Annotated in this window: 19 protein-coding genes; 10 read left to right on the plus strand and 9 right to left on the minus strand. The window is 70.3% G+C overall.

Annotated elements, in window-relative coordinates; translation table 11 throughout:
• Positions 1-2 precede the first annotated feature (2 nt).
• The gene (locus TNCT6_RS07455) at positions 3-1,691 is read right to left on the minus strand and encodes an extracellular solute-binding protein (RefSeq protein WP_141357828.1); all 1,689 of its coding nucleotides are present in this window, start codon (positions 1,689-1,691) and stop codon (positions 3-5) included.
• A 428-nt stretch (positions 1,692-2,119) separates the two neighbouring features.
• On the opposite strand from TNCT6_RS07455, the gene TNCT6_RS07460 reads away from it, so the two are divergent.
• Complete coding sequence (locus tag TNCT6_RS07460) at positions 2,120-4,975, plus strand: glycoside hydrolase family 3 C-terminal domain-containing protein (RefSeq protein ID WP_141357830.1); 2,856 nt, start codon at positions 2,120-2,122, stop codon at positions 4,973-4,975.
• A gap of 72 nt (positions 4,976-5,047) precedes the next feature.
• On the opposite strand, the gene TNCT6_RS07465 is transcribed toward TNCT6_RS07460, so the two are convergent.
• The 3 genes from TNCT6_RS07465 to TNCT6_RS42050 all read right to left on the minus strand — a co-directional run bounded on the left by TNCT6_RS07465 (position 5,048) and on the right by TNCT6_RS42050 (position 6,945).
• Positions 5,048-6,001, minus strand: coding sequence for a BN159_2729 family protein (locus tag TNCT6_RS07465; protein WP_141357832.1), 954 nt, complete (start codon positions 5,999-6,001; stop codon positions 5,048-5,050).
• Positions 5,998-6,573, minus strand: coding sequence for a sigma-70 family RNA polymerase sigma factor (locus TNCT6_RS07470; RefSeq protein WP_253266048.1), 576 nt, complete (start codon positions 6,571-6,573; stop codon positions 5,998-6,000). Before TNCT6_RS07470 ends, TNCT6_RS07465 begins: the two co-directional genes overlap by 4 nt.
• Before the next feature lie 102 nt (positions 6,574-6,675).
• Positions 6,676-6,945 carry a helix-turn-helix transcriptional regulator gene (locus TNCT6_RS42050; RefSeq protein ID WP_172632823.1) on the minus strand — a complete coding sequence of 90 codons (270 nt, stop codon included), beginning with the start codon at positions 6,943-6,945 and terminating at the stop codon, positions 6,676-6,678.
• A gap of 211 nt (positions 6,946-7,156) precedes the next feature.
• Here TNCT6_RS42050 and TNCT6_RS07480 point away from each other — a divergent pair, with 211 nt between their 5' ends.
• The gene (locus TNCT6_RS07480) at positions 7,157-7,657 is read left to right on the plus strand and encodes a helix-turn-helix transcriptional regulator (protein WP_253266049.1); all 501 of its coding nucleotides are present in this window, start codon (positions 7,157-7,159) and stop codon (positions 7,655-7,657) included.
• 96 nt (positions 7,658-7,753) lie between these two features.
• Positions 7,754-7,993: a hypothetical protein gene (locus TNCT6_RS07485; protein WP_141357838.1), complete on the plus strand. Its 240-nt coding sequence runs from the start codon at positions 7,754-7,756 to the stop codon at positions 7,991-7,993.
• 128 nt (positions 7,994-8,121) lie between these two features.
• Here the strand turns inward: TNCT6_RS07485 and TNCT6_RS07490 are convergent, their stop codons facing one another.
• Positions 8,122-8,445, minus strand: coding sequence for a hypothetical protein (locus TNCT6_RS07490; protein WP_141357840.1), 324 nt, complete (start codon positions 8,443-8,445; stop codon positions 8,122-8,124).
• Between the two features lie 732 nt (positions 8,446-9,177).
• On the opposite strand from TNCT6_RS07490, the gene TNCT6_RS07495 reads away from it, so the two are divergent.
• From TNCT6_RS07495 to TNCT6_RS07515, 6 genes are all read left to right on the plus strand, one after another.
• Positions 9,178-9,390 (plus strand): hypothetical protein, encoded by a 213-nt coding sequence (locus TNCT6_RS07495; RefSeq protein WP_172632824.1) that lies wholly within the window; start codon positions 9,178-9,180, stop codon positions 9,388-9,390.
• A gap of 233 nt (positions 9,391-9,623) precedes the next feature.
• On the plus strand, positions 9,624-11,456 hold the full coding sequence (locus TNCT6_RS07500; RefSeq protein ID WP_216372771.1) for a hypothetical protein: 1,833 nt from the start codon (positions 9,624-9,626) through the stop codon (positions 11,454-11,456).
• Positions 11,457-11,489: 33 nt separating this feature from the next.
• Complete coding sequence (locus tag TNCT6_RS07505) at positions 11,490-12,179, plus strand: hypothetical protein (protein WP_141357842.1); 690 nt, start codon at positions 11,490-11,492, stop codon at positions 12,177-12,179.
• A 77-nt stretch (positions 12,180-12,256) separates the two neighbouring features.
• On the plus strand, positions 12,257-12,400 hold the full coding sequence (locus TNCT6_RS39785) for a hypothetical protein (RefSeq protein WP_172632825.1): 144 nt from the start codon (positions 12,257-12,259) through the stop codon (positions 12,398-12,400).
• A complete protein-coding gene (locus tag TNCT6_RS07510; protein WP_141357844.1) occupies positions 12,397-13,149 on the plus strand; it encodes an IS3 family transposase in 753 nt (250 codons plus the stop codon). The genes TNCT6_RS39785 and TNCT6_RS07510 overlap by 4 nt, the downstream gene beginning before the upstream one ends.
• On the plus strand, positions 13,110-13,346 hold the full coding sequence (locus TNCT6_RS07515; RefSeq protein WP_141357845.1) for a hypothetical protein: 237 nt from the start codon (positions 13,110-13,112) through the stop codon (positions 13,344-13,346). The genes TNCT6_RS07510 and TNCT6_RS07515 overlap by 40 nt, the downstream gene beginning before the upstream one ends.
• A 31-nt stretch (positions 13,347-13,377) precedes the next feature.
• Here the strand turns inward: TNCT6_RS07515 and TNCT6_RS07520 are convergent, their stop codons facing one another.
• The 4 genes from TNCT6_RS07520 to TNCT6_RS07535 all read right to left on the minus strand — a co-directional run bounded on the left by TNCT6_RS07520 (position 13,378) and on the right by TNCT6_RS07535 (position 19,898).
• Entirely contained in the window at positions 13,378-13,725 is a 348-nt protein-coding gene (locus TNCT6_RS07520) for a helix-turn-helix transcriptional regulator (protein WP_253266050.1), read from the minus strand.
• A gap of 280 nt (positions 13,726-14,005) precedes the next feature.
• A complete protein-coding gene (locus TNCT6_RS07525; protein ID WP_141357849.1) occupies positions 14,006-15,451 on the minus strand; it encodes an aldehyde dehydrogenase family protein in 1,446 nt (481 codons plus the stop codon).
• Between the two features lie 162 nt (positions 15,452-15,613).
• Positions 15,614-17,281 (minus strand): PucR family transcriptional regulator, encoded by a 1,668-nt coding sequence (locus tag TNCT6_RS07530; RefSeq protein WP_141357851.1) that lies wholly within the window; start codon positions 17,279-17,281, stop codon positions 15,614-15,616.
• A gap of 190 nt (positions 17,282-17,471) precedes the next feature.
• Positions 17,472-19,898 carry an ATP/GTP-binding protein gene (locus TNCT6_RS07535; protein WP_141357852.1) on the minus strand — a complete coding sequence of 809 codons (2,427 nt, stop codon included), beginning with the start codon at positions 19,896-19,898 and terminating at the stop codon, positions 17,472-17,474.
• A gap of 279 nt (positions 19,899-20,177) precedes the next feature.
• Here TNCT6_RS07535 and gabT point away from each other — a divergent pair, with 279 nt between their 5' ends.
• Entirely contained in the window at positions 20,178-21,512 is a 1,335-nt protein-coding gene (gene gabT, locus TNCT6_RS07540) for a 4-aminobutyrate--2-oxoglutarate transaminase (protein WP_141357854.1), read from the plus strand.
• Positions 21,513-21,748 lie beyond the last annotated feature (236 nt).

Raw genomic sequence — 21,748 nt, forward strand, 5'->3', positions numbered from 1 at the left:
GGTCAGCCTGCCGCCGAACCGTTCTCGTCGAGGATCTTCCTGTACCAGTCGCGCAGCCTGTCGCCGCCCTTGCTCTTCCAGTCGGAGACGGCCTGCTGCATGTCGGCGATCTTCTTGTGGCCGCGGACGATGTCGTCCTCCAGCTGTTCGAAGTCGTTGGACAGGTTGGTCCAGCGGGAGGGTTCGGTGATCTGCATGCCGTAGAAGGCGGACTTCCTGGTGAAGGCGCCCATCCGCTGCTGCCACTCGACCTGCGCCCTGGTGATGTCGGGGAGGTCGGGGTGGGCGAGGGTCGGGGCGGGGCTCGCGACCATGACGTAGGCGTTCATGACCTCGTTGTTGCCCTTGTCGTTCTTGACGGGCACGCCGTCCTTCAGGGTGTAGTGCGTGCCCTCGACGCCGTAGTTGGTGAGCATGTACTCCTTGGTGCCGTACGGGGCGGCGGTGACGTTGGCGACGGCCAGCACGTCACGGACGACCGACTCGGAGGCCTTCTTGCTGACGAAGGCGAAGATGTTGGCGGGCTGGGTGGCCCACAGGGTGGGGTGGCCGCCGTCGTGGCCGAAGACGTCCATGCCCGAGACCTTGAAGTCCGGGTTCTGGGTGGCCTGTTCGGCGGCCCGGCCGTACCACTGCGAGATGTCGTTGTTGTAGATCAGGAACTCGCCGGCGGCGAACTTGGGTCCCGGGTCGGTGGAGGCGCTCTTGCCCAGCTCGAAGTCGGGGTGGACGTATCCGGCGGCGAACAGCTTGCGGGTCCACTCCAGTGCCTCCAGGTACTCCTGGGTCTCGACGCGGTTGACCAGCTTGCCGTCGACGAGGTCCCAGCCGAGGGGCTTCTCGCCGCCGGAGAGCACACCGAAGGCGTTGAACGCCGTCCACTTCATGTCGCCGCAGGCCCACCGCTTGGCCCGGGCGTTGGTGATCTCCTTGGCCAGCGCCAGGAACTCGGCCGCCGAGCGGGGGACCTCGTACCCCTCCTTGTCGAAGAGGTCCCGGCGGTAGAGGGGCACGATGTTCGTGACGTAGGAGGCGGGCATCGGCAGGCCGCGGAGACTGCCGCCGAAGATGGAGCGCTGCCAGGCGTCCGACGGGATCGCCGCGAGGTTCGGGTACTCCTTGACCTTGTCCCCGGACAGGTAGGGGCCGAGGTCGGCGAACTTGCTGGTGATGGCGCTGGGTATCTTGCCGCCCATGTTCCAGCCGGGGACCACCACGACGTCCGGGATGCTGCTGGAGGCGAGGACCGCTCCGAGCTTCTGGTCGTAGGTGTTGCCGTCCTGGTTCTGCCAGACGACGTCGACGCCGATGAGGTCGTTCATCGCCCGGTAGTACGCGTTGTCCTGCTTGGGCGGGGAGCCCCAGAAGGGCGACATGACGCTGACCTTGCCGCCCTTGCCGAGCTTCTTCGGCACGGAGGTCTTGAGGCCGGCGAGGTCGAGCGGGCGGGTGAAGCCGACGGCGGAGCCGTTCTTGGCGGGGAGGTCGGGCGGGACGACGTTGTTCGCGACGTAGGCCGGCAGCAGCTTCCTGGCGCCCTTGCCCGACGTGGTGCCGCCGCGCGAACCGCTGTCGCCACCACCGCAGGCGGTGAGCAGCGGCATCCCTCCCGCCACGGCCACGGCGGCGACCGCCGTGGAGGCGAGGAGGTTTCTCCGGCTGGGGCCGGTGGAGGCGGCGTTCGGCGTCATTGCGTCAACCCTTCGTGGCGCACCAGGACACCCGGCGGTGGGGCCGTCGGCTGCGGTGTCTCGATGTATCGATCTGTCGATGCTCGATGTCTCGAGTGGAACTGGCTGAGCTGAAGCGGTCCTCGGAGGAATGTCCGTACTGGGGGTGTCCGCCGTGTCCGCACGAGGAGTGACCGTACGGCGAGGGCGAACTGAGTCGAAGCGCTTCGATGTTGCTGCGAGGTTAAGTGAACACCTGAGGGCGCACAAGGGTCGGATCCAAGATTGCTCGGAGGCGGGGCCCACGGGACTGGTCTCATATGCCCCTTGAGGTGCGGGCCGGGAACCTGACGTGTTGCCCCGGACCGTCTTGACACCCACCCCCGAGTCGCCTGAGCATCGAAGCGCTTCGAAAGAGGCTTGCCGTTCCAGCGCTAGGGGACCCCCACGTGACCGTACGAACGCCTCACACGCCTCCGTTCCGCGATCCGCGGCTGCCGTTCGCGAAGCGCGTCGACGATCTGCTGGCGCGGCTGACCCTCGACGAGAAGGTCTCCTTCCTGCACCAGTTCGCGCCCGCCGTTCCGCGGCTGGGAGTCGCCGCGTTCCGCACCGGTCAGGAGGCGCTGCACGGGGTGGCGTGGATGGGCCCGGCGACGGTCTTCCCGCAGGCCGTCGGGCTCGGCGCCACCTGGAACGACGACCTGGTGCGCCGGATCGGCGAGGCGGTGTCCCGCGAGGTCCGGGCGATGCGCGCCCGCGACGACCGCGTCGGCCTCAACGTCTGGGCCCCGGTGGTGAATCTGCTGCGCCACCCGCTGTGGGGCCGCAACGAGGAGGGCTACTCGGAGGATCCGAAGCTGACGTCGGCGATCGCCGTCGCCTACACGCGCGGCCTGCGCGGCGGTCATCCGACGTACTGGCGCACGGCACCGGTCCTCAAGCACTGGCTGGCGCACAACAACGAGACCCGCCGGGACACCACGTCCTCCTCGGTGCGCCCGCGCGTCCTGCACGAGTACGACCTGCGGGCGTTCCGGGAGGCGGTGACGGCCGGCGCGGTGGCCGGTGTGATGCCCGCCTACAACCTGGTCAACGGCCGCCCCAACCACGTCTCGCCGTACCTGCGCGAGCATCTGCGCACCTGGACCGACGAGGACCTGCTGGTCTGCTCGGACGCGGGCGCGCCCTCCAACCTGGTCGACTCCGAGCACTACTTCGCCACGCACGAGGAGGCCGCCGCGGCCGCGCTGCTGGCCGGCGTGGACAGCCTCACCGACCACGGCACGGATCCGGCGAAGACCGTGGCGCGGGTGCGGGGAGCCCTGGAGCAGGGCCTGCTGACCGAGGCCGACGTCGACACGGCCGTGCGCCGGCAGCTCTCGGTGCGCTTCCGGCTCGGCGAGTTCGACCCGCGGGACGATCCGCACGCCGGCGCCGGGGAGTTCGACACGCCCGAGCACCGGGCTCTCGCGCTGGAGGCCGCCGAGCAGGCGGTCGTGCTGCTGAGCAACGACGGGCTGCTGCCCCTGGCCGCCGGCACCCGCGTCGCCGTGGTCGGCCCGCTCGCCGACGAGTGCAAGCTCGACTGGTACAGCGGAACGCTGCTGCGCCGGTCCACACCGCTGGAGGGTCTGTACGAGCGGTTCGGCGCCGAGCGCGTCGAGTTCGCGGAGGGGGTGGACCAGGTGCGGCTGCGCACGGCCGACGGCCGCTTCCTGCACGTGCCGCCCGGGAAGGCCGAGGGTCCGGCGCGCGGCGCGGAGGGGGCGCTGGACCCGGCCCTGCTGGCCGGCCGCACCGACCTGCCGCCGCTCACCACCGACGCCACCGGCACCGTGCTGTCCCTGATGGACTGGGGCGAGGGCGTCCTGACCCTGCGCGCACCGGACGGCCACTACCTCTCGGTGGCCGACGACGGCTGTGTGCGCGCCTCGGCCGACCAGCCCGGCGGCTGGGTGGTGCAGGAGACGTTCCGCCTCGAACCGCACGGCGGCGGGCACCTCCTGCGGCACATCGGGACCGGTCGCCACGTCCGTGTCACTGCCGACGGCGTGAGGATCGCCGAGGAGAACGGGCCGGACGGCGCGGAGGCCGCGGAGGTCTTCGAACTGGTGGTGTCCGAGCGCGGGGAGGAGGCGGTGGCGCGCGCGGCCCGGTCGGCCGACGTGGTGCTGGTGGTGGCGGGCAACGACCCGCACATCAACGGCCGCGAGACGCAGGACCGTACGACCCTGCGGCTGCCGGAGCACCAGGAGCGGCTGCTGCGCGCGGCCCGCACCGCGAACCGGAACACGGCGCTGGTGCTGGTCTCGGCGTACCCGTACGCGGTCGACCCCGCTCCCCTGCGGGCGGTGCTGTGGACCGCCCACGGCGGCCAGGCGGCGGGCACCGCCCTGGCCCGGGTGCTGGCCGGTGACTCCTCCCCCGCCGGCCGGCTCCCGCAGACCTGGTACGCGGACGACTCCGACCTGCCGGACCTGCTCGACTACGACGTGATCGGCAGCCGCCAGACGTACCTGTACTTCGAGGGCACCCCGCTGTTCCCCTTCGGACACGGGCTGTCGTACACGTCGTTCGGATACGGCGACCTGGCGGTCCGGGTCGAGCAGGACACGGTGCGCGTGTCCTTCGCGGTCACCAACCACGGAGGCGTCACCGCGGACGAGGTCGCCCAGCTCTACACCCGCGCCGCGGACCCGTCGGTCCCGCGCCCGCGCCGGGAGCTGGCCGCCCACCGCCGCATCACGCTCGCGCCCGGCGAAGAGATGGAGCTGACCTTCGAAGTCCCCCTATCCCAAATGGAGTTCTGGGACGTGTCACAAGGGCGCCGGCGTCTGGAGCCAGGTCCGTACGACCTCCTCGTCGGCGCCTCCAGCGAGGACGTCCGCCTCCGCACGACCCTCACCCTCGACGGCGAGCCCGGCACGCCGCGCCCGGTTCTGGAACACGGCCTGAACGCCGCCGGCTTCGACGAGCAGTCGGGCATCGAGATCGTCGACCGGACGAGGACGACGGGCGACGCGGTGACGCCCGCTCCCGGCAGGCAGGGCGAACTCCTCTACCGCCACTGCGACTTCGGCACGGGGGCGACACGGGTGAGCGTCGAGGTGGCGGGCGAGGGCACCGTCGAACTCTCCCTGGACGGCGGCCCGGTGATCGCGTCCGTCGTCCTGGACACCCCCACGTCGGACGCGTACGACTACACCACCCTCACCGCCCCGGCCACCGCCGCCGGCGTACACGATCTGCGCCTCGGGCTGCGCGGCCCCCTGCGCCTCGCGCGGATCGGCTTCACGAGTTGAGAACGACCCGTCCCGGCCCGTCCCGGCCATGCGAGTCCCCTGGACGCGGCTCACCGTGATCGGGGTCGGTGTTCACCGGATGTCTTCGGCGTCCGGGGACGAGGCTGCGGCGGTCTGCGTCTCAACGTCGGAGAGAGGGCCGTTGGCCGTGACGATCGAGGTGAGCGGGTAAGGAGGGCCGCTGGTGCCGCAGAGGGTCAGCAGCGGCATGCCGTCCTCCTGGCGCCGGCCGAGGCAGCTCCACATCTGGCCGTGCCGGTCGACCTGGCCGCGGGCGAGGTCGTAGACGCGGCCTCCCAGAAAGAACGGCTCGCCGGCGGCCTCCGCGGCTTCGTCGAGGAGGTGAGGCACTTGGTAGGCGGTGAGGTGAACGTCGACGGCGTCGATCCGTCCTGCGGCGGTCTGGGCCCATCCGGCGCGGTGGGTGGGAGCGTCGAGTGCCGCGCCGATGGCGGTCAGCCAGTACTCCCAGTGGTCGAGCGAGAGGGCGTGGATGTGGATGACGACGCGCTCGTGGTCCCAGGTGATGTGCGTGGTCTCGAGCCGGCCTTCGTTCTCGGCCCGCAGCTTGGCGGCCACAGCGGCGGTACGGGCCTGCGCCGGCGTCCAGTCGGCCGCGCCCTGCTCCTCGGTGCTCGTGGTCCGAGCGGCGGCGGGCCTGATCGCGGGGATCTGCTCTGCGACGGGCACGACGGCCGGCTGCGGCACACTCGCCGCGGTGTCGGACGCCGGCGGCGCGTCAAGGCCGGTGCCGGGCGGGGCGATCGCGCCACGGAGTGCCGGGGTGGGCGGCTTCGGGCCGGCGACGGCTTCGGTGACGTCGGCGGCCGGCTGGTCCGTCTCGGGCAGGCCGCGCTGCGCTTCGTCCTGGTCCTGAAGCCGTTTGAGGGCTTCGGCGCCGCCCGTTTCCACCAGGCGTCCCTGCGCCTGGAGGCTGGCGATGAACCTGCGGGCCAACTGCGCCAGCTGCTCGATCAGTTCGCGCTCGATCTCGACGTCGCCACGGCTGTCGGGAGTGGTCGTCATGCTCCCGCCTCCACATAGGCCCTGCGGAGGGAGTCGAGCGCGCGCCACTGCAGGGTCTTGACGGCGGCGTCGGTGGTGCCCATGGTGCGGGCCGTCTCGCTGACGGACAGTTCGCGGAGGAACCGGAGCCGGATGACGGCCTGTTGACGTGGCGTGATCCCGGACAGGGCGTGGTGCAGGTCGGCAGCGGCAAGGGTGGACAGGACCGTGTCCTCGGCGGTGCTCACCGGGGTCACCCAGGCGTCCCACACGTGGGTGATCTGGTCCACGAAGGTGAGCCGCCGTGTCGCGGCGACCTTGAAGTGGTCCGCGACCACGTTGCGGGCGATCGTGCACAGCCAGGCACGGATCGGCGTGCCGGTCCACCGGAAGGTGCCGATCTTGGCCCACGCCTTCATGAAGACATCGGCGGTGAGGTCCTCGGCGAGCGTCGGGTTCGATCTGACGCGGAGGCCGATGAACGCGGCGACGACGTCGTGGTGCATCCGGTACAGCTCGCCGAACGCCTCGGGATCGCCTTGCTGGGCGCGGGTGATGAGGGCCGGTTCCCTCGTTGTGAGGCCGCCGGACACGGCCTGGGCATGAGAAATCAAAGCCTGCTTCCGATCGTGAGTGGAGGAACGGTGTCGGGCTGGGTGACGAGGAGAGACCGCCCCCGCGGGCTCCGTGGGCCGTCAGCCGGACCCGCGCCGACGTCCGACTGGAGCGGGCGCCGGCCACCGGCGTGAAGCGGCGGTGCGCCGCGTGGTCAGCGGGTCGTCGTACACGAGAGTGTCGAGCCCGACCCCGTAGGCGTCGCGCAGCGTCCAGAGCGTGGCCAGGCTCGGTTCTTTCGTCCCGGCCGCGAGTCGGTGGAGCGTCGACCTGCTGATACCGGTGCGCTGCGCCACGTCGGCAACACTTTCGTCACCAAGCTCCTTGGCCTTCACCAGGAGCTTGGCCATATGGAGGCGGAGCATGGTCAGAAGACCCCCTAAGGGACTTGCATCCGTGCGGCTAACCCACACGCACGGACGTATGGAAGTTGCCAGGCTGATGTGACGCAAGGCTATTTTTATTCGCACATAAGTACTAGATCGACGAGTTGGCCTGGAGTAATGCCGATCTAGGCCCTTGACCTGCAAAGGTGCACGCATGCAACTAGCGTGAAACTACATGCATGCGCGCTACCCTCCGGACATGCGGACTACGGAAGATCTCCATCAGGGGACCCGGACCGGGCGACAGGCTCAAACACGGCGTGTCGGCGCCTACCTCTCCGCGGCCGCGACCGCGGCCGGGTACGACATCCGCCGGCGCAGGGGCGGCCGAGCGCAACTGGCGGCCCTGACCGGACTGAGCCTGACCACCATCAGCCGGACGCTGGACGGCAGAACCCTGCCGCTCCCCTCACAGCTGGCGAAGTGGGCAACGGTCCTCAATCTCGATCACCGGGCGATGCTGGTGGACAGCGGCCTCATTCCTGAACAACGAGGCCCCCGGACCGCAAGCCGGGAGGCGGCGTCAGCGGCACTGTCCCCGAACGAGGCGATGAACGCGTGGGGAATTTCCGACCCCATCATTCGCAAGACACTCAACGCGAGTATCGTCCACGCGATCAGACTCCAAGAGGAGCTCGACGCGGCCGACGGCTGGGAGGCCGTCGCACTGGGGTGAACCGGATAGCCTCCCTCCTGCCGCGCCAGGATCAGCGGGTCGGAAATGGTGCGCTGGCGAGAGGGGTAGCAGGTGCTCGTCGTACGAGGAACTTCCATGACCGCTGTCGTCCGCGGCAGCACTGGTGAGACGGTGATTCTGCTCCCCGGTGATGCGCGTCAGGAAGTGTCCGAGGCAACATTGACCGATCTGATCAAGGTCGCCAGCGCCGTTCTCAGTGCGGCCGAACTTCAGACCATCAGCAGGGTTGTCCCCAGGTTGACAATAAGTCAGATGGATTCCTGCGTTTCAGTCGATGGAATGGCGCTGACGGTCTACAGGCTGACCGTCGACTGAGTATCGGGCGCGAATAGGAGAATCCCTCCACCACTGAGTTCCGGGATCACCCCCGCTTCAGCAAAAGGTGAGCCGCCCGCCGTCGGAAGGTTCGACGGCGGGCGGCTCGGCCTTTCACAGGAGCGGGACTAGCGGCGCCAGTAGGGGAGGCAGTCCCATCGGTTCGACTCGTAGCGCCAGTCCCGGTCGCAGTCCCGGTCCCACCTGGAGTGGCGGTCGCAGTACCGGTACCGGTAGTTGTCATGACGCCAGTAGTCACGGTCTCGCCACAGGTCGGAGCCGTGGCGGTACCCGTAGTGGCTGTAGTGGTCGCCTCGGTCGAACGAGTGGGCCGCCAACGTCGCGGAGGCTGGGGCATGGAACGGAGCCGCGATCGCCTCTGCGGAGGCGGGCACCACGACGGCGCCGGCAGTCAGAAGCGCGACCGCCACCGATCTCGCAATGGTCTTCACTTACTCTCCTTTCGAACAGCAGGAATTCGTTGTTTCCCTGCCGCTGGATGCGACGTTACATCGAATTGCTGGGCCCATCGCTGAAGCCGATGTGCGGTCAGACGCGAGGGGGCAGCCGGTCGGGATTACAGAATCAGCAGCTCAGCCGCCTTGCCGGGCATGCGTGAAGCTGCGCTGTCCCGTCTTTTCGAAACACCCGTCCAGACGAATTATTGGGCGTGGCGAGATGAGCCGTCCGCCCAGTTCGCCGGACTGAATCAATGACTTCCGCAGGGGAATTCCCGCTCTTAAACGACCCGTATTTCCAGGAGTGGAAATACGGGGCAGGATCCCCGCCACCTGTCAGTTCGCCGCCCACAGAGCGCGACAACCGTCATTGATCCGCCCCGGCTTTTGCGGAGTTCACCCACCCCTCGGAGCCCGCGTACGGGTCGGCACACCGTCGTCGGGACGCCGGCGCCCCCCGTCCCAGTGGGGACCCGGAAGTGAACGACCGTGCGCTTTTGAACGCATGTCGCATATAGGAGGTTTGCACTCCCGCTTCCGCTTCCGCTACTGTCCGGGACCTCCGGACAAACCGTTCGGAGTCTCTGGACGGCGCGGCCGGTGTACGCCTGCTGGTTCCCCAGCGGTTCCGCCGCCTCCGGCTCCACAGCAGGGTTTCCGCATGACCCGGCTGCCGGACTTCTGCCGCCAGAACCCCTCAACAACCCTTCAATGAAAGGTGTCCCCATGAACATGGACCAGCTCGAGGCCGAGACCGCGGAACTGCTGCCCGGCCGGGAGGCGCTGGGGAAGTTCTCGTTCAACTTCACCAAGATGACGAGCATCACTAAGAAGGCCGCGCACGTGGACGCTCACAACGAGTCGGCCGCGCTGAACCAGTGCTCGCCGTGGGCCGTCGCCCAGTCCGAGGCGCAGCAGGCCATCAGCATCCAGCAGTAACACCCGCGGGCGGTGTGCAGGGCCAGGTCGACGGACTTGGCCCTGCACCCGCTCCACGCCCGGTATCGCATACGGCACGCCTGTTGTCCAGTGCTGTGACCATTCGTCAGAACATCAGACGCGCCTTGGAGAAGAGAATGACGGCGTCCGAAGAACACAGCGGCTTCAGAACGCTGGATGTTCAGGTTCCGCATCCCTGGGACGGGTTCCCACAGGAAGCGGCCGTCAACGGCATGCCGGAGTCATTCACCCACTCGATGCACACCAAGGCCGCCGGCGCCTTCATGCCGTGGAGCGCCGCGCCCGTTCCCCGGCTGAGCCACGGCTTGCAGACCCTCGGGGAGTACCAGGGATCCGGCTTCACCGAGCGCAAGTACATCGTCCGCCGAGGTGACGGTCAGGTGATCCAGCTTTCGCGCCTGCTGTACGTCGTCGTGAGCTCCATCGACGGCGTACGCGACGCCGAAGCGATTTCCCATCGGGTGAGTGGGCGCTACGGGGCTGAAGTCACCACGGAGAACGTCGTCCACCTGGTGGAGCGAAAGCTCACTCCCCTCGGTATCACGGTCCCCTTCGGAGACCTGCCGGAGGAGCCCTCGGCCCCTCGCTCGGACCTGCTCCTCGCCCTCCGCGGCCACAAAGTGATCTTCCACGAGGCGCAAGTGGCCCGCATCGCCGCCGCGCTCTCCTGGCTGCACCGGCCACTTGTCGTGGCGTTGACGCTCGCAGGCACCGCGGCCATGGACATCTGGCTTTTCGGTGTTCACGGAGCCATCACGCCCGTGCTGCAAGTGCTCGAACAGCCACTGTGGATGCTCATCCTCTTCGCGCTGACGGTCGCCTCCCTCGTCTTTCACGAGTTCGGGCACGCGTCGGCCTGCCGGTACAGCGGGGGCGTACCCGGAAAGATCGGATGCGGCATCTTCCTGATCTGGCCATCCATGTACACGGACGTCACCGACGTGTACCGGATCGGGAAGACCGGCCGCCTGCGCACCGGACTGGGGGGCGTGTATTTCAACATCATCTTCATGCTGGCCCTCACCGCGGGCTACCTTCTCACGGGCCAGTCCTTCTTCCTTGCCGCGGTCTACCTCACGCACTTCGAGGTCCTCGAACAGTTGGTGCCGGCGGTGCGGCTCGACGGCTACTACATCCTCGGCGACCTGGCCGGTGTTCCCGACCTGTACGGCAAGGTCAAGCCCATCCTGTTGAGCATGCTGCCCGGACGGAGACGCGCCGCCGCAGGTGCGGCCGACCTCAAGCGCTCCGCCCGGATCATCGTGACGGTGTGGGTCTTGACCATGGTTCCCCTGCTCCTGGCAGAGGCCGCGTACGCCCTGTGGAACCTTCCACGCCTCCTGGCCACCGCACTGCGCAGTCTTTCGGCCCAATGTCTCGGCACGTACTCGGCGTTCACGGCAGGGCAGTGGGCTGCCGGGCTGGTCGGAGTCATCGGCACGCTCATGCTGCTCTGCCCGATGGCAGGAGGCGCCTATCTCGCAGGCCGGCTGGCGGCCCGCCTGTACCGCGCCGCCATGAGAGCGACCGAGGGAAAGCCGGCCAAGCGTCTCGTTCTGGCAGCCGCGGTCGCCGCCGGCTGCGCCATTCTCGGAACCGCCTGGGTGCAGGGGCTCGCGCCCAAGCCCCTTCCCGAATCAGCCCCGGTCACGCCTGTCCTGCAACCCGGTGTGCCCACCACTCGAGCCCCGCACCCCACCCCCACGGGCTCCCCGGCGGGCCACCCTGCCGGCACCACGCCGGAGAAGCGGGTCACCCGACGCAACAGCACCTCGTCGCCCCGAACCGTTCCATCCCACTCCGCGGCGGCCCCGCCTGCCCCCTCGGCAACCGCCCCGGCGCCTCACTCCGGCACACCGGCCGCCTCCACGGCGGAGGCCGGCCCCACCCCGAGCACACCGGCCGGCAGCACCCCCACCACGCCGTCCCCACGCCCTTCCGAGAGCCGGACAACCTCCGCATCCCCCTCTCCCCCTCCCTCCGAGTCCGTCACCGCATCCCCCTCACCCTCCGCGACAGCCCCCTCCGGCCCCAGCCCTTCCTGACCCCGCACACCACCTCATCCGCAGGAGAGAACGATGAACCACCGCAAGCCTCGTCCCAGGACCTCCTCCAAAACAGCGATCGGCCTCGGCATCGCCGCGACCGCCGGACTGGCCGTGACGGCCAGTACCACCTCGGCGGGCGCCAGCCCCGGAGGTTCCCGCATCTCCCAGAGCGTCGCCATCGCGGTCGACATGGCGCAGAGCCATGCCAACAGGGCCCACAGGAACCAGTTCGACGAGTCCTTCAAGATCCACGAATACGGCTCGTCCGTCGCCGTGACGGCGAACAACCGGGCTACGGCGGTATCGTCAGGCTGCTCCATCGACGCCCCCTGCCGTTCGATCGCCCTCTCCTACCAGATCGTCACCACGGCCGGCCGAAACGCGCGTCTCATCAACGCCTCCAACATCAGCAGGGGCGTCAACGAACACTGCCCGGCGTGCGAGACGTTCTCCGGGGCATATCAGTTCATCGTGGCCACGCCACGGGGATTCAGCCTCAGCCGCGAAGGCCGCGGCGAGCTCGACTCGATCAACCACCAGGTCGAGGCCCTCAAGACGTCTCGTCTGCCGATCTCCCAGGTCACGCAGCAGGCGGACGAGCTGGCCCGCAGGGTGAAAACCGTCCTCGACCGTGAGGCGGCCCGTGCGCCCAGGGGTAGCGGGAGCGACGCGTCGGCCGACTTCGCACCGACCGTGACCATGCACCGCTACGTCCGGTAGGTCCCGCAATACGCTCAGGGCTGTGGACTCCCACCGCAGCCCTGAGTGCTGAAATCACGGTCGGGAAGCGAGGTCCAGTGAGCAGCGCTCATCTCATGTCTCCGTCCAAGCTGAAGCAGGCGCAGGCTCGCATCGAAAAGCTGGAGGGCGAGATCGCGGCATGCCGGAAAGCCATTGACCTCATGATGGAAGTGGTGCCCCCAAAAGACGATACGAAGTGATTTCCGCGATGGCGGATGACGGCTTCCCGGCACGCGGAATCATTGAGCTGCTCGGCGTCTCGGAGTCCGGCTATTACGCGTGGCGTGACCGCGTTCCGTCGGCTCGGTCATTGCGGCACGCCTGGCTGACCCGGGTCATTCTCGACATCTACGGCTCATCCGGTTCGACCTTTGGCTACCGCCGCATCCGGCAGGAGCTCGGCCGCCGCTACGGCATCAGTGTCAGCCATGGAACGGTGGAGCTTCTCATGGTTCAGGCCGGCATCCGCGGCAGGGCCGGCAGGCTGCACGAGGGCGCGCCGCCCGCGGTCTCCGAGGTTTCCAACCGGCGCTGGGTCGTCGACGTTTTCACCTACAGAACACCGAAGGGCGCCGTGTCCGCGGCTGTCGTCCTCGACTCGGCGTCGCATCACCTGGTGAGCTGGAGCGCGGCCCCCGAGGCAAGCGCCTCGCTCATTGATCGCGCCCTCGACAGGGCGATTTCTCATGAGGCCGCCATGGAGCAGGCCGCCGGCACCGCCAAAGGCATCCTTACCGGATGCTGTTTCACCAAGCGCGCGCAGGCCCTGAGGCACGGACCTGCTCCTGGGACCATCGGCGATTGGTACGAACACGCGCTGGTCGAGGCATTCTGGGAAAGAATGCACCGCGAACTCACGGACCACAACGAAGAGGATGATCCGAGAAGACTCGAGAAAAGTCTGGAGACATGGACGTCACACCACCCCTGCCCATCGCCGAAGAATTAAGAGCCGGAATGGATGCGGGAAGGCCTCTGTCGGCGACGCAGGCCCATCAAGTGCTGCTGTACTGCGCCCTGGATGCGGCGTGCGTGCCGATGGATCCCCATGGCTTGCAAGCGATTGTCAGGGTGGCAGAGCTCGACTACGCAACAGTGCGGACACTGATCGACTGGATCAAAACGGCAGGAATGGAGAGGTTTTGATCCACCCTGCTCCAGGATGATCCACCCTGCTCTAGGGCTCCCCCGCCTGCAGCAAGGACTCGACGAGCACAGCCACATGCCGACGGGCCGTGGGGCTGAGCTTCTGCACGCTCGCGATGAGGATCTCCACCTCCGGATCCGCGATCTCCGGCGCGTTCTCGAAGTAGACATTGACACCTGCGGCCTCGGCCGCTGCGCGCAGCACGGGTGCCACCGGTATGCCCAGGCCTCTGGCCAGACCCTCCAGCGTGGTCTGCTGAGGCATCTGCGCCAGCTTCGCCGACGTCGCCAGATGGTGAACAGTCGAGCGAGAGATGCCGCCCCGGCGCGCTACATCGCTGTAGGACCATCCCTTTTGGTCCAGCTTGTTCTTGATCATTTCCTGCAGTGTGTTGGGCACCCCTGGTGCTTCCTGTCCGAGGGAGGTTGATCGGCCGCTTGCCAATGAGTCTAACGGCGTGGCCCTCAGGTCGTTCTGCACGTTTTCTCTGGTCGCCGCCTTCGGTGCCGGTGACGGCGGCGAAGGCCGGGAAGACGGTCCGCCGGTCCGGTCGCCGGTCCCCCGAGCCACCCTCTTCCGTCAGCACCCGGGCAGACGACGACGGCCGGAGCCCCCGCACAGCGGGCTCCGGCCGTCGTCGGTCGGCGGACCGTCGGGCCTACAGGGCGAGGCCGGTCAGGACCAGGACGCGCTCGTAGGTGTAGTCGTCCATCGCGAACTTGACGCCTTCGCGGCCCACGCCGGACTGCTTGACGCCGCCGTACGGCATCTGGTCGGCGCGGTAGGAGGGGACGTCTCCGACGACCACGCCGCCGACCTCCAGCGCGCGGTGGGCGCGGAAGGCGGTCTGCAGGTCGTGGGTGAACACGCCTGCCTGGAGGCCGTACTTGGAGTCGTTGACGGCGGCGAAGGCCTCGGCCTCGCCGTTCACCTTCTGCACGGTCAGGACGGGGCCGAAGACCTCCTCGCAGGAGATCGTCACCTCGGAGGGCACGTCCGTGAGGACGGTCGGGGCGTAGGAGGCACCGTCACGCTTGCCGCCGGCGTGCAGGGTGGCGCCGGCCTCGACGGCCTCCTGCACCCAGGACTCCACGCGCTTGGCGGCGTCCTCGCTGACCAGCGGGCCGACGTCGGTCTTCGGGTCGGAGGGGTCTCCGGTGACCTGGGCCTCGACGGCGGCGACGATGCGCGGCAGCAGGCGCTCGTAGACCGAGGCGTCGGCGATCACGCGCTGCACGGAGATGCAGGACTGACCGCCCTGGTAGTTGGAGAAGGTCGCGATACGGCCCGCGGCCCAGTCCAGGTCCTCGTCGCTCGCGTAGTCGGCGAGGACGACGGCCGCGCCGTTGCCGCCGAGCTCCAGGGTGCAGTGCTTGCGCGGCACCGAGTCCATGATCGCGTAGCCGACCTTCTCGGAACCGGTGAAGGAGATGACCGGCAGGCGCTCGTCCTGGACGAGGGCCGGCATCTTGTCGTTGGCGACCGGGAGGATCGACCAGGAGCCGGCCGGCAGGTCGGTCTCGGCCAACAGCTCGCCGAGGACCAGCCCGGACAGCGGGGTGGCCGGGGCGGGCTTGAGGATGATCGGCGCGCCGGCGGCGATGGCCGGGGCGATCTTGTGGGCGCACAGGTTCAGCGGGAAGTTGAACGGCGCGATACCGAGGACGACGCCCTTGGGGAAGCGGCGGGTGAGGGCGAGGCGGCCCTGACCGCCGGCGTCGGTGTCCAGGCGCTGGGCGTCGCCGCCGTTGAACCGGCGGGCCTCCTCCGCAGCGAACCGGAACACGGACACGGCACGGCCGACCTCACCGCGCGCCCACTTGATCGGCTTGCCGTTCTCGGCGGAGATGAGCTGCGCGATCTCCTCGGTGCGCTCGACCAGCCGCTTGCTGACGTGGTCGAGGGCGGCGGCCCGCACGTGCGCGGGGGTGGCGGCGAACTCGTCCCGCACGGCGTACGCGGCGGCCACGGCCTCCTCGACCTGGGCGTCGGTCGGCACGCCGACCTTGCCCACCAGCCGCCCGTCCCACGGGTTGGTGACGTCGAAGGTGTCCTCGCCGGTGACCTGGCGGCCGGCGAGCCAGAAGGCGTGGGTGGAAGTCATCAAGGAGTCCCGGCCCTTCCGCGTAGGAGATGTACTTGGCTTTCGTCGTCCACGGTAGGGCGGGGGCGGCCCGGGGTCGTTTGTCCGAGTCGTAGCAGTGCGGGGCGGGGGTGCGCCGGATTGGCGTACGAGCGGGGTCCGGCCCGGTCTCCGGCGGGATCCCTACTCCGTGGAGGTGGCCTTCAGCGCCAGCCACAGCTCCATCCGCACGTCCGGATCGTCCAGGGAACGGCCGAGGATCTCCTCGACCCGGCGCATCCGGTACCGCAGGGTGTGCCGGTGGACGCCGAGGTCGGCGGCGGCCGCGTCCCACTGGCCGTGCCGGGACAGCCAGGCCCTCAGCGAGGCCACCAGATCGCCGCGTCCCGTCGCGTCGTGCTCGTACAGCGCGCGCAGCAGCCCGTCCGCGAACGCCCTGACGGCGTCGTCCGCCAGCAGCGGCAGCACCGATCCGGAGGCGAGCTGGTCGTGCTCGACGAGTACCCGCCCGCGCCTCCGCGCCACCGACAGCGCCTGTTCGGCCTGCTTGTACGCGGCGGCGGCCGCGATGGGACCGGCGGGCCCGGACAGCCCGACGACCAGTTCGCCCTCCTCCCCGCCCGACTGCTCGCGCACGTTCTCGGCCCGCGCCGCCTCCAGCGCCGCGGCGTACTGGCCGCACACCGCCACCGCCGCGCCCCCGTCGGCGGCCAGCACCACCAGGCGCTCCCCGTCGGGCACCACCAGCACCGTCTCCCCCGACCTGGCGGCGGCCGCCTCCACGACCTCGGCCAGCACGGCGAGCGGGTCGGCGCCGGTGCCGGCGGCGGCCAGTAGGGCGACCGGGGAGGGGGCGGCGGACTGCACGCGCGCGTGGGCACCGGCGTGCGCCCGTGCGGCGGACGCCGAGGCGGACTCGGCGACGATCATGCGGAAGGGGGCGTCCAGCAGCCCACCGTACAGGTCGCCGGCCACCGCGCGGGCGTGGTCGGGCTGCCCGGCGAGGAGCATCCGCAGCACGGCGGCGCCGATCCGCTGCTCGGCGGCGTGCAGCGAGCGTGAGCGTTCCGTGGTGAGCGTCAGCAGGGCCACGGCGGAGTGGACGGCGTACCGCTCGGCGGTGCCGAGGGTGGCGGCCGTGCCGACGGCGAGCGCGGCGCGCGGGCGGCGCCCGGTGCCGATCGAGTGCAGTTCGACGCGGTCCTCGGTCTCGGGTCCGCCGACCACGGCGGACGCGGGGGCCGACCGGTCGCGCAGCCGCTCGATGTCGGCCGTGAGCCGTTCGGCGCGGCGCGCGGCCCACTCGGGTGCCGCGGCGACGACGGCGCCCGAGGCGTCGTAGAGCGCCGTCCAGCCGTCCACCTGGGCCGCGAGCGCCGCGAGCAGCCCCTCCGGTCCGGCGTTCAGGGCCTGCTTGGTCAGTTCCCGCTGGGCGGCGAAGCCGGCCGTGACCGCCCGGTACTGGTCGGCCGCGATGGCCGCCGAGACCGCCTTGCTGATGGCGAGGAACGGGGTGCGCCGGGGCACCTCGAGCAGCGGCAGCCCCTCCTCCTCGGCGGCGTCGACGAGCGCCGCGGGGATGTCCTCGTAGTTGACCCCGACGGCGAAGCCGAGCCCGACGACCCCGGCCTTGGCAAGCCGCTTCACATAGCGGCGCATGGCGTCGGGATTCTCCGCGTCCAGCTTGAGCGCGGTGATCAGCAGCAGTTCCCCGCCCTCCATGTACGGCACGGGGTCGGCGAGCTCGCTGACGTGGGCCCAGCGGACGGGTACGTCCAGGCGGTCCCCGCCCGCGCGCACGGTCAGCTTGAGCGCGGAGTGGTGGACGAGCGAGGCGAGCGTCGGGGGCATGAGGCCTTCTGGTCTGCGGGGTGCTTCTACGGGGCTCTTCTACGGCTTCTTGTGCGGAGGTTCTGCGGAGATCGGATGATCATTGTGATCCTTTGGACGTCACGTATGAACGGCCTATGCCGATTCTGCCTCACCGTACGGTCAACGCGTGACGGCCGTGCGCACACCCGCCGCGTTCGCCCCCGCTCCTTCAGTCCCGCAGATCCACCAGCAGTGGCGGCGCGTGCTCGCCCCGGACGCCGGTCAGCGACAGCACCGCGTGCCCGGGCGGGACCTCGTGGGCCAACTGGGAGGCGGACCAGCGCTCCCGCTCGACCTGCCGGGTCGTCACGGCGTCCGTGGTCACGGCCCGTCCGGTCACCAGCTTGCGCAGGGCGTGGATGGCGCGGGTCATCGGCTGGTGGGCGAAGACGGTGTGCTTGGCCACCTCCTTGGTCTCCACCCATTCGGTCCCCCAGGCCTGCGCGAACCGGCTGCCGTCCCAGGTCGTCACGCCGGCGAGCGCCATACGGCAGCCGACGGCCCCCAGCAGCGGACCGTGCAGCGCCTCGGGCACGTCGGCGACCGACCGGAGCGCCAGGACGACACCGGCGTTCCGGGAGCGCAGCCCCTGGACGCGGCGCACCGACTCGGCCGTGACGGCCCCGGTGGCGTCGTCGAGGACCAGACAGGCGAAGTGGGGGCGCCGGGTGTCCCGTACGACGGTGTGGAACTGGGCCAGGACCAGCCGGGTGATCAGCCGGGCCGCCTCCTCGTGTCCGCGTTCGGGCAGGTCGATGCGGACCCGCAGTGGATGGTGGGCCACCGCGCGCAGCGAGAAGGGCCGGCTGCCGGGCCCCGCCGTGCCGAAGAACTCGGCGAAGGCCGGCCGGTCCAGGAGCGCGAGCCGGTCCGCGAGGGCCGGTCCGGCGTCGACCGTGGAACCGGACTGCCGCATCCGGGCGTCGAGTTCGCGCCGCATCACGGCGTGCTCGTCCGCCGGCAGCGCGGCCCGCAGGGACGCCAGCGCGCCGGGATCGCCCTCCAGCAGTTCGCGCAGCGCCGGCAGCGGCGGGAAGTGCCCGTGCGCCGCCCGGTAGGGGCCGAGCAGCTGGGCGAGCGCGGTGGCGGCGCTTTGACCGCCGACGGTGTCCAGGTCGCCGACCAGGGCCTCGGCCAGGAAGGCGGCGGCCTCGTCGGGGTCGTCGGACCCGGCGTACGGGTCGAGGTCGTGGACGGAGGCGGGGTCGCCGATCCGGACCACCACGTCGTACGCGGTGTCCGGGCCGAGCGGGGTCCCGGCGGCACAGACGGCGACCACCGCGCACGCTCCGGTGAGGGCCTGGAGGGTGAGCGCCTCGGTGACCGGCCCGGTGACGTGGCGGGTCTTCCCGGAGCCGGACGGCCCCACCAGCAGCAGCGAGGTGCCGAGTGTCTCGGCGCCGAGGGCGGCACCCGCCCCCTCGTAGTCGCGCGGGGTCCGCTCCCCCGCCCACCGTCCGATGCGCACCTGCCCCTCCAGCAGGTCGTGGCGGGCGGTGCGGCCGGGCAGGTCGCGCGCCCCGGAGGGGTGCGTCCAGGCGGCGGCGCCCTGCCGCAGCACGGTCTCGGTGAAGGCGGCCGGGCGTGCCTCCCCCCGGGCCGCCTCCCACGCCCGCTCGACCCGGGCGCAGTCCACGTCGTTCATCCGGCCGGCGGCCACCTCGGCGGCCAGCAGGTCGGCCGCCTGGTACTGCCCGGCGTGGCGCGGTCCGGGCCACTGCGAACGCGGCAGGTCCGCCGCGGGCGGGGCGACGGGGTCCGCGGCCGCCCGGCGGCGTGCGGCGAGTTCCCCGGCGTACGCCCACCAGGCGCCGACCCGAGCGAACGGCCAGACGACCAGCAGGGTGATGAGCGCGTACAGGGCGTCGGTGAACAGCTGGGAGGTGAACAGGCCGTAGCCGCCCGAGACGAGGACGATCAGGGAGAAGACGGGGTCGACGACCGGCAGGGGGTCCCAGCCGGCGCCCGGGAAGGCGCCGGGGAAAACGAGGCTGAGCGCGATCAGGGCGCCGGCGACGGCGAACAGCGCCCGCGCGGGCTGCGGGCGGCGGCCGACGAAGTGCCGTACGACGTCGGACCAGCTGCCCAGCCGTCCGGCGGCGTAGACGAGCACGGCGAAGAACACACCGTCGTAGACCACCATGGCCTCGCGGCCCTGCGTCCCCTTGGGGGACACGGTCCCGCCCCACCACCAGTCGTCCGGGGTCAACAGTTTCAGCGGCGCCCACTGGTACGGCAGCGCGCCCTGCCGCCACAGCGACCACACCAGCAGGGCCACGACCAGCGGGATCAGCAGCCCGACGACCGTGATCGACGGCAGCCGGTCCGGCGTCCTCGCGGCCTTGGGCGGGCGGTGCCCGAAGCGCCAGATGCCGGGCGCGGCGGCCGGGCGGACGGTGTCGAGCCACTCGGCGACGCCCGGCCGCCGTCCGGGGAGCTGTCCGTGTCCAGGTCCCTCTTGGGGATACTGCTCGTAGGCGCCGGGCGCCGGGGGGCTGCTCGGCCGGGGTGGTGTCGTGGGAGCGTCCCGCGGCATCGCCGGGCGTGGCACGGGGTTCGCGTGCGTACCCCGGACGTCCTGCGTCCCGTCGTCCATCGCCCTGCCCCCTGACCAGCCGTTCCGTCCACCATCAGCGAGTCAATCTAACGCCCGCGCAAGGGGAGTTCACCGATTGCGCGGCACGCCGCAGGTCACGGCGCCGATGCCCGCGTTTTCCGGCCCGCGCCCCCCCTATGTCCACCGCGGACAACCGCGGGCGCCGACAACGCCCACATGGAGCATGCCCACGTCCTCCTCGCCGCCCTAACCTGCGAGAAAAGAAGGAAAAGCGTCCGAAAAACGCCGCCGTACGCAAGATCTCATCAGGGAGCCCCCATGACCGCACTTGAGCAGGAGCGCCGCGTCGTCACCGCCATCCCCGGCCCGAAGTCGCAGGAGCTGCAGGCCCGCCGGACCGCTGTGGTCGCGCAGGGCGTGGGCTCCACGCTGCCGGTCTTCGTCACGCGTGCCGGCGGCGGCATCATCGAGGACGTCGACGGCAACCGCCTCATCGACTTCGGCTCCGGCATCGCGGTGACCTCGGTCGGCGCGTCCGCCGAGGCCGTCGTACGCCGTGCCTCCGCGCAGCTCGCCGACTTCACCCACACCTGTTTCATGGTCACGCCGTACGAGGGCTACGTGGCCGTCGCCGAGGCGCTGGCCGAGCTCACGCCGGGTGACCACGCCAAGAAGTCCGCGCTGTTCAACTCGGGTGCCGAGGCCGTCGAGAACGCCGTCAAGATCGCCCGCGCGTACACCAAGCGCCAGGCCGTCGTCGTCTTCGACCACGGCTACCACGGCCGCACCAACCTCACCATGGCGCTGACGGCGAAGAACATGCCGTACAAGCACGGCTTCGGCCCCTTCGCGCCCGAGGTCTACCGGGTGCCGGTGGCCTACGGCTACCGCTGGCCGACCGGCCCGGAGAACGCCGGCCCCGAGGCCGCCAAGCAGGCCATCGACCAGATCACCAAGCAGGTCGGCGCGGACAACGTGGCCGCGATCATCATCGAGCCGGTGCTCGGCGAGGGCGGCTTCATCGAGCCGGCCAAGGGCTTCCTGCCCGCGATCCGCCAGTTCGCCGCCGACAACGGCATCGTGTTCGTCGCCGACGAGATCCAGGCCGGTTTCTGCCGCACCGGCCAGTGGTTCGCCTGCGAGGACGAGGGCATCGTCCCGGACCTGATCACCACCGCCAAGGGCATCGCCGGCGGCCTGCCGCTGGCCGCCGTCACCGGCCGCGCCGAGATCATGGACGCCGCGCACGCGGGCGGCCTCGGCGGCACCTACGGCGGCAACCCGGTGGCCTGCGCGGGCGCGCTCGGCGCGATCGAGACCATGAAGGAACTCGACCTCAACGCCAAGGCGAAGCGGATCGAGGAGGTCATGAAGGCCCGCCTCACCGCGATGCAGGACAAGTTCGACATCATCGGCGACGTCCGCGGCCGCGGCGCGATGATCGCCATCGAACTGGTCAAGGACCGTGACACCAAGGAGCCGAACCCGGAGGCGACGGCCGCGCTCGTCAAGGCCTGCCACGCCGAGGGCCTGCTCGTCCTGAGCTGCGGCACCTACGGCAACGTGCTGCGCTTCCTGCCCCCGCTCGTCATCGGCGAGGACCTGCTGAGCGAGGGCCTCGACATCATCGAGCAGGCGTTCACGCGCATCTGAGCGGCGGATATGCACGCCTGGCGCAGCCGGCGGCAGAGCGTGTGAAGAAGGTGTGCGAGGTGGATGGCAGGACGCCGTTCCCGCTGTCCTCCGCCCACCGGCTGCCGTAGGTTCTTCCCCGGATGAGAGATACACCCGCCCACAGGGGACTGTGGGCGGCCTCAGGCCGTAGCCTCCCCAGCTTCGACCTGGTCGTGCCTCGCGCACACACCCGGAACCCACGGGTTCCGGTTCTC

Source organism: Streptomyces sp. 6-11-2 (assembly GCF_006540305.1).
Lineage (GTDB): Bacteria > Actinomycetota > Actinomycetes > Streptomycetales > Streptomycetaceae > Streptomyces.

What these genes read in the sequence shown, in the direction of transcription:
- TNCT6_RS07520 (WP_253266050.1), bottom strand. Translation starts at nt 13,725, where the DNA reads ATGATCAAGAACAAGCTGGACCAAAAGGGATGGTCCTACAGCGATGTA.
- TNCT6_RS42050 (WP_172632823.1), bottom strand. Translation starts at nt 6,945, where the DNA reads ATGGCCAAGCTCCTGGTGAAGGCCAAGGAGCTTGGTGACGAAAGTGTT.
- TNCT6_RS07495 (WP_172632824.1), top strand. Translation starts at nt 9,178, where the DNA reads ATGAACATGGACCAGCTCGAGGCCGAGACCGCGGAACTGCTGCCCGGC.
- gabT (WP_141357854.1), top strand. Translation starts at nt 20,178, where the DNA reads ATGACCGCACTTGAGCAGGAGCGCCGCGTCGTCACCGCCATCCCCGGC.
- TNCT6_RS07455 (WP_141357828.1), bottom strand. Translation starts at nt 1,691, where the DNA reads ATGACGCCGAACGCCGCCTCCACCGGCCCCAGCCGGAGAAACCTCCTC.
- TNCT6_RS07535 (WP_141357852.1), bottom strand. Translation starts at nt 19,898, where the DNA reads ATGGACGACGGGACGCAGGACGTCCGGGGTACGCACGCGAACCCCGTG.
- TNCT6_RS07485 (WP_141357838.1), top strand. Translation starts at nt 7,754, where the DNA reads ATGACCGCTGTCGTCCGCGGCAGCACTGGTGAGACGGTGATTCTGCTC.
- TNCT6_RS07515 (WP_141357845.1), top strand. Translation starts at nt 13,110, where the DNA reads ATGGACGTCACACCACCCCTGCCCATCGCCGAAGAATTAAGAGCCGGA.
- TNCT6_RS07525 (WP_141357849.1), bottom strand. Translation starts at nt 15,451, where the DNA reads ATGACTTCCACCCACGCCTTCTGGCTCGCCGGCCGCCAGGTCACCGGC.
- TNCT6_RS07465 (WP_141357832.1), bottom strand. Translation starts at nt 6,001, where the DNA reads ATGACGACCACTCCCGACAGCCGTGGCGACGTCGAGATCGAGCGCGAA.
- TNCT6_RS07505 (WP_141357842.1), top strand. Translation starts at nt 11,490, where the DNA reads ATGAACCACCGCAAGCCTCGTCCCAGGACCTCCTCCAAAACAGCGATC.
- TNCT6_RS07480 (WP_253266049.1), top strand. Translation starts at nt 7,157, where the DNA reads ATGCATGCGCGCTACCCTCCGGACATGCGGACTACGGAAGATCTCCAT.
- TNCT6_RS07530 (WP_141357851.1), bottom strand. Translation starts at nt 17,281, where the DNA reads ATGCCCCCGACGCTCGCCTCGCTCGTCCACCACTCCGCGCTCAAGCTG.
- TNCT6_RS07500 (WP_216372771.1), top strand. Translation starts at nt 9,624, where the DNA reads ATGCCGGAGTCATTCACCCACTCGATGCACACCAAGGCCGCCGGCGCC.